Genomic DNA, 6,772 nt, shown 5'->3' with positions numbered 1-6,772 from the left:
GGCAGAGAGGTCACACCCGTTCCCATACCGAACACGGAAGTTAAGCTCTCTAGCGCCGATGGTAGTTGGGACCTTGTCCCTGTGAGAGTAGGACGTCGCCAAGCAACTAAAAACACAAGTCATTTGACTTGTGTTTTTTTGTATTGTTAAAAAGAATGGGAAAGAAGTAATGGAAATACAAACACGTTGCCCAAGAGTTAATCATATTATATAAAAGATGGGTGTATATTTTTCTGTAAATTGTTAAGGATTAGAAGTATAAAATAGGTTCACTTAAATAGGGAGGGAAGATTATGAAATTACAAAGTGAAGTTTGTATTGTTTGTGAGACAAAAAGAAAAGAAGGTATATATGTTTATAATAATTTAATATGCCATGAATGTGAAAAGGATATGGTGAATACAGAGACAGATGATCCGAAATATATATATTATTTAAAGCAGCTTCGAAAATTAGAAGTATCATATTTTTAAATAGGCATATGCCTATTATTTTTTTTGTTCTGTATAATAGATAGAGAATGAATAATAAGGAAGAGATGTAGATGAATCAAAATCGTATGCCTTTATATGAGGCGTTAATAGAGTTTAAAGAAAGAGGGCCGTTATCCTTTCATGTTCCTGGTCATAAGAATGGTTTAAACTTCCCTCAGGAGGCAATAAGAGAGTTTAAAGGTATTCTATCTATTGATGTAACTGAATTAGCAGGACTAGATGATTTGCATAGTCCGTTTGAATGTATAGATGAGGCACAACAATTATTGGCTGAAGTTTATAATACAAAGAGAAGTTATTTTTTAATTAATGGTTCAACAGTCGGGAACTTAGCAATGATTTTGTCTTGTTGCGGGGAACATGATATTGTTCTTGTACAAAGAAATTGTCATAAATCAATTATTAATGGTTTAAAACTTGCGGGAGCAAATCCCATTTTTTTAGATCCATGGATTGATGAAGCTTATAACGTACCAGTGGGAGTTCGTAATGAAATTATTAAGAACGCAATTGGAAAGTATCCAAATGCGAAAGCACTTATTTTAACGCATCCTAATTATTATGGTATGGGGATGGATCTAGAGGCAAGCATCGCTTTTGCACATGCACATAAAATCCCTGTTTTGGTAGATGAGGCACATGGGGCACATCTATGTTTGGGAGAACCATTTCCGAAGTCAGCATTAACATATGGTGCAGATATTGTAGTTCATTCTGCACATAAAACATTACCCGCAATGACAATGGGTTCCTATTTACATATAAATAGTCATTTAGTAGACGAAGATAAGGTTACTACTTATTTAAGTATGCTACAATCTAGTAGTCCATCGTATCCAATTATGGCTTCCTTGGATATAGCACGCTTTACAATGGCGCGTATAAAAGAAGAAGGTCACAGTGAAATTGTTGAGTTTTTACGAAGATTTAAGGAACAATTACGTTCTATTCCCCAAATCACCATTTTAGAATATCCGTTGCAAGATGAGTTAAAGGTCACCGTACAAACTCGTTGTCAGTTATCAGGGTACGAATTACAGTCTGTATTTGAAAAGTTCGGTATATATACAGAGATGGCTGATCCGTACAATGTCCTATTTATTTTACCCTTACAAGTAAATGAGGGATATATGAAGGTTATAGAGATGATCCGAGTAGCATTGCAACATTATGAGGTGAAAGACAACAGGGAATCTATTCGTTATACTTATAATGGTGAATTCTCTCTTTTACCGTATACGTATAAACAACTAGACGGATATGAAACAAAGATAGTATCTATAGAAGAGGCTGTTGGAATGATAGCGGCGGAAATGGTGATTCCGTATCCACCTGGAATTCCATTAATTATGTATGGAGAGAGAATTACTTCAGAGCATAAAGAGCAAATTATGTATTTAGAAAGAGCAGGAGCTCGTTTTCAAGGTAATACGAAATATATGAAAGTGTATGATATAGAAAGTAGGTTTTAGGATGAAGGGATTATTTGTAACAATTGAGGGCCCAGAAGGTTCAGGTAAAACAACGTTAATTAAAAGCTTATTGCCATATTTTGAACAAAAAGCACAGAAGGTAATGGCGACAAGGGAACCAGGCGGTATTGCAATTTCTGAGGATATTAGGACGATTTTACATAAACAAGAATATACGATGATGGAAGCACGTACAGAAGCGCTTCTTTATGCTGCTGCGCGCAGACAACATTTAGTAGAAAAAGTTATGCCAGCACTTAATGAGAACTACCTCGTGTTATGTGATCGTTTTATAGATAGCTCTTTAGCATACCAAGGCTATGCAAGAGGATTGGGTATGGATAAGGTATTTGAAATAAATCGTTTCGCAACAGAGGACTGTATGCCTAGTTTAACAATTTATCTAGACATTGAGCCTGAGGTTGGTTTGGCTCGGATTGAAAAAGATGCAGGACGTGAAGTAAATCGACTAGATATGGAAGATATCTCTTTCCATAAACGTGTGCGCGAAGGGTATTTACAAGTTGTAGAACGTTTCTCGGATCGTATTGTATTGGTAAATGCTGATCAACCGATGGAAAAACTTATAGAAGAAGTTGTTCAGATTATAGAAGATAAATTGTTATAATAGAAGGAAAGAATGAAATAAGTGAGGTATGCATTATGACGAAGACGTGGGAGCAGCTTTCTGCTATACAACCCATCGGTGTAAAAATGTTGATGAATAGCATTGCAAAAGAGCGTATATCCCACGCTTACTTGTTAGAGGGAGGGAAAGGGACAGGAAAGTTTGCGACAGCAATTCAAATGGCAAAGAGTTTCCTCTGTTCTGAGCGGAATGGAGTAGAGCCCTGCCATGTATGTACAAACTGTAAGCGAATTGATTCAGGTAACCACCCTAACTTACATATTGTAAAACCAGACGGATTATCTATTAAGAAGCAGCAAATTCATGATTTACAAGAAGAGTTTTCCAAAACAGGATTAGAGGCAAATAAAAAAATATATATTATTGAGCACGCAGATCGTATGACAGCAAATGCGGCAAATACACTTTTGAAATTTTTAGAAGAACCAAGTAGTGATACAACTGCTATTTTACTTACTGAACAAAGTCATCAAATTTTAAATACGATTTTATCTCGCTGCCAAGTTGTTACGTTTAGACCGTTACCTACGGAATCTTTAATTAGAAGATTACAGGATGAAGGGATTACAGCATCTTTATCGACACTTGCTGCTCAACTTACAAATAGTTTTGATGAAGCTTTAGCTTTATGTAGTGATGAATGGTTTGCACAAGCACGAGCTTTAGTGATAAAATTATGTGAAGCGCTCGAAAAAGATAAAACCTCTATTTTTTTTGTACAAGAAAAATGGGGAAAACACTTTGGAGAGAAAGAACAATTACAGCAAGGTTTAGATATGTTACTCCTTATTTATAAGGATTTATTATATGTTCAACTTGGAGAAGAAGATCGTCTTGTTTTTCATGAGCAGAAAGAGATGTTTGAATCGTTTTCCTATGCTCAGAAGCGCATTGTATCAGCTCTCTTTAATATATTAGAGGCAAAAAATAGAATCAACGCTAATGTAAATGCGCAGCTTGTGTTCGAACAGTTAGTGTTGCGGTTGCAGGAGGGATGACCGTTTTGTATGATGTAGTAGGTGTTCGCTTTAAGAAGGCCGGAAAGGTATATTACTTTGATCCAAACCAGTTCGATATCTCTGAAAATGAGTTTGTCATTGTAGAAACGGTAAGAGGTATTGAATACGGAAAAGTAGTTATTACCAAAAAACAAGTTGATGAAAACGATGTTGTATTACCGCTAAAAAAGGTTATTCGTATTGCAAATGAAAATGATCGTACCATTGTTGAAGAGAACAAACATGCTGCCAAAGAAGCATATCAAGTCTGTCAACAAAAGGTAGTAGAGCATAATCTTGATATGAAACTTGTAGATGTAGAGTATACATTCGATCGTAATAAGATTATTTTCTATTTTACTGCGGATGGTCGGATCGATTTCCGCGAACTAGTGAAGGACTTAGCCGCAATTTTTAGAACAAGAATTGAACTAAGACAAATTGGTGTTCGTGATGAAGCGAAGATGCTAGGTGGTATTGGTCCATGTGGTCGTATGCTTTGTTGTTCTACTTTTTTAGGGGATTTTGAACCTGTATCCATTAAAATGGCAAAGGATCAAAATTTATCATTAAATCCTGCAAAAATCTCTGGTTTATGTGGTCGCTTAATGTGTTGCTTAAAATATGAGAATGATGAATATGAGGCAGCAAAGGAACAACTTCCTGATTTAGATCAACGTATACAAACCCCGCATGGTACTGGCCGTGTTATCGGATTAAATATTTTAGAAAGATTAATTCAAGTGGAACTAGTAGACAAGGAACGGATAGTAGAATATACGTTAGATGAGTTAGTGAATAAAGGGGTCGTTTCGAGTCAAACCACAGATTAATGAGGTGGGTGCTTGTGGAGAAAAAAGATATTTTTGAATCGGTTTCTAGTATGGAAGAGCAAATTGGACATTTATATAAACAGTTGGGAGAGTTAAAACAGCATCTTGCAGAGTTGTTGGAAGAAAACCAGCATATAAAAATGGAAAATAACAATTTGCGACACCGTTTTGAAGAAGTGCAGAATAAAGAAAAACAAAAAACTCAAAAACGTAAAGAAGTGAAGCCGAAAACAGATATTGGTGAAGGCTATGACAATTTAGCGAGACTATATCAAGAAGGTTTTCATATTTGCAATCTACATTATGGAAGTGTACGTAAAGAGGGAGATTGTTTGTTCTGTCTTTCATTCTTAAATAAAAAGTGAAATTACCTTTCCAATTATAATTGGAAAGGTAATTTTTTATACATGAAATAGGGTAGGTTAAGGGTAAGAAAAGGAGCAGTATATGAATTTATATGAAGATGAACGTTTAGATTACTTATTAGCACAAGACATGAAGATTATACAAAGCCCATCAGTATTTAATTTTTCTTTAGATGCCGTTTTACTCGCAGATTTTGCATGGGTACCAATTCAAAAGGGGAATTTACTTGATTTGTGTACAGGTAACGCGGTTGTTCCCCTTCTATTAAGTACAAGAACAAAAGGAAATATTACTGGTGTGGAAATTCAAGAACGCTTATATGATATGGGAGTAAGAAGTGTTCAATACAATGGGTTGGAAGAAAGAATTCACCTCATACATGGAGATTTGAAAGATATGCCAGAGAAACTTGGACGTCATCAATATGATGTTGTTACATGTAATCCACCATATTTTCAAACACCTCAAACTTCAGAGAAAAATATGAATGAACATTTAGCGATAGCTCGTCATGAAATTATGTGTACATTAGAAGATGTTGTATCTGCAAGTAGTCAGTTAGTAAAACAAGGTGGGAAAGTAGCGTTTGTACATCGTCCAGGGCGATTACTAGACATTGTCACATTAATGCGTAAATATAAAATTGAACCAAAGCGTGTGCAATTTGTTTATCCTAAGGTTGGAAAAGAAGCAAATACATTGTTAATTGAAGGAATTAAGGATGGAAATGCAGATTTGAAAATTTTACCGCCTCTCGTTGTATATGAGAACAATAACGAATATACAAAGGAGCTACGTTCAATTTTATATGGAGAAGAATAAGCACTTTTTTTATGTGGTAGAGTGCTCTGATGGAAGTTATTATGCTGGATATACAAACCATATAGAAAAGAGAATTCAGACTCATAATAGCGGCAAAGGGGCTAAGTATACACGCGTCAGGCTTCCTGTCGTTTTAAAATATGTAGAGACCCACGATGATAAGCGTACAGCTATGCAAGCGGAGTATTACTTTAAGCAATTAACGAGAAAACAAAAAGAGGCATATATGCAAAAAGGAGAACGCTATGTGGCAACAAAAAAGCTTTCAACAAAATGAAAAAGGAGTTTTATATTTAGTACCAACTCCTATTGGAAATCTAGAAGATATGACATTTCGTGCAATCCGAATTTTAAAAGAAGTTGATTTAATTGCTGCTGAAGATACGAGACAAACGAAAAAACTTTGTAATTATTTTGAAATTGAAACACCTGTCACGAGTTATCATGAGCACAATAAAGAAGTAAGTGGGAAGAAACTATTAGAGAAATTAGAGGATGGAAAGAATGTAGCACTTGTTAGTGACGCTGGTATGCCGTGTATTTCTGATCCAGGTTACGATATTGTCGTTGAGGCAGTAGCTGAGCAATATCATGTAATTCCGCTTCCTGGAGCAAATGCAGCCCTTACAGCATTAATTGCATCCGGTCTTGAAACAAAGCAGTTTTATTTCTATGGTTTCTTGCAGAGAAACAAAAAGGAACGGAAGATGGAGTTAGAAAAGCTTCGTTATGTACAAACTACAATGATGTTTTATGAAGCACCTCATCGTTTAGATGATACTTTAATTTCGATGCAGGAAGTGTTGGGAAATAGAGAGATTGTATTATGTCGAGAGTTAACGAAAAAATTTGAGGAATTTATTCGAGGAACAATCGAAGAAGCAATTGAGTGGACGAAGCAAAATGAAGTACGTGGTGAGTTTTGTATTTTAGTAGCTGGTTCAACAGAAGAACCTGCTCCAGAAGAACAATGGTGGGAATCTCTTTCGGTATATGATCATATTGAATATTATATAAATGAAAAAAGTATGAATTCAAAAGAAGCGATTAAAACAGTCGCTAAAGATCGAGATTTGTCGAAAAGAGATGTATATCAAATCTATCATGTCGATAAAAAATAAGCTTCTCATAATTGAGA

At 35.4% G+C, this 6,772-nt stretch carries 9 protein-coding genes and 1 rRNA gene; all 10 read left to right on the top strand.

The features are described 5' to 3' along the window. Nucleotides 1-104: ribosomal RNA gene (rrf, locus tag ACTFO4_RS28740) — 5S ribosomal RNA — on the top strand; the annotation flags it as partial. Nucleotides 105-293: 189 nt separating this feature from the next. Further along, on the top strand, nt 294-473 hold the full coding sequence (locus ACTFO4_RS28735; protein ID WP_000776278.1) for a sigma factor G inhibitor Gin: 180 nt from the start codon (nt 294-296) through the stop codon (nt 471-473). Nucleotides 474-544: 71 nt separating this feature from the next. Next, entirely contained in the window at nt 545-1,966 is a 1,422-nt protein-coding gene (locus tag ACTFO4_RS28730; RefSeq protein ID WP_440014554.1) for an aminotransferase class I/II-fold pyridoxal phosphate-dependent enzyme, read from the top strand. 1 nt (nt 1,967) lies between these two features. Continuing rightward, complete coding sequence (gene tmk, locus ACTFO4_RS28725; protein ID WP_000677218.1) at nt 1,968-2,594, top strand: dTMP kinase; 627 nt, start codon at nt 1,968-1,970, stop codon at nt 2,592-2,594. A 35-nt stretch (nt 2,595-2,629) separates the two neighbouring features. Next, nucleotides 2,630-3,613, top strand: a complete 984-nt coding sequence (gene holB, locus ACTFO4_RS28720) for a DNA polymerase III subunit delta' (RefSeq protein ID WP_000169561.1) — start codon at nt 2,630-2,632, stop codon at nt 3,611-3,613. A 5-nt stretch (nt 3,614-3,618) separates the two neighbouring features. After that, complete coding sequence (locus ACTFO4_RS28715; protein ID WP_000272429.1) at nt 3,619-4,446, top strand: PSP1 domain-containing protein; 828 nt, start codon at nt 3,619-3,621, stop codon at nt 4,444-4,446. Between the two features lie 14 nt (nt 4,447-4,460). Then, nucleotides 4,461-4,811 carry a DNA replication initiation control protein YabA gene (gene yabA, locus ACTFO4_RS28710; RefSeq protein ID WP_000412063.1) on the top strand — a complete coding sequence of 117 codons (351 nt, stop codon included), beginning with the start codon at nt 4,461-4,463 and terminating at the stop codon, nt 4,809-4,811. An 82-nt stretch (nt 4,812-4,893) separates the two neighbouring features. Beyond that, entirely contained in the window at nt 4,894-5,634 is a 741-nt protein-coding gene (locus tag ACTFO4_RS28705) for a tRNA1(Val) (adenine(37)-N6)-methyltransferase (protein WP_001055366.1), read from the top strand. Then, entirely contained in the window at nt 5,621-5,911 is a 291-nt protein-coding gene (locus ACTFO4_RS28700) for a GIY-YIG nuclease family protein (protein ID WP_000414350.1), read from the top strand. The genes ACTFO4_RS28705 and ACTFO4_RS28700 overlap by 14 nt, the downstream gene beginning before the upstream one ends. Further along, a complete protein-coding gene (rsmI, locus tag ACTFO4_RS28695; protein ID WP_000267821.1) occupies nt 5,880-6,755 on the top strand; it encodes a 16S rRNA (cytidine(1402)-2'-O)-methyltransferase in 876 nt (291 codons plus the stop codon). Before ACTFO4_RS28700 ends, rsmI begins: the two co-directional genes overlap by 32 nt. Nucleotides 6,756-6,772: the final 17 nt, after the last annotated feature.

Origin of the sequence: Bacillus cereus group sp. MYBKT14-1 (assembly GCF_051915185.1) — a bacterium.
Lineage (GTDB): Bacteria > Bacillota > Bacilli > Bacillales > Bacillaceae_G > Bacillus_A > Bacillus_A cereus.
Note: the sequence above shows the minus strand (reverse complement) of the source record. Positions and strands in the feature narration are given on the sequence as shown.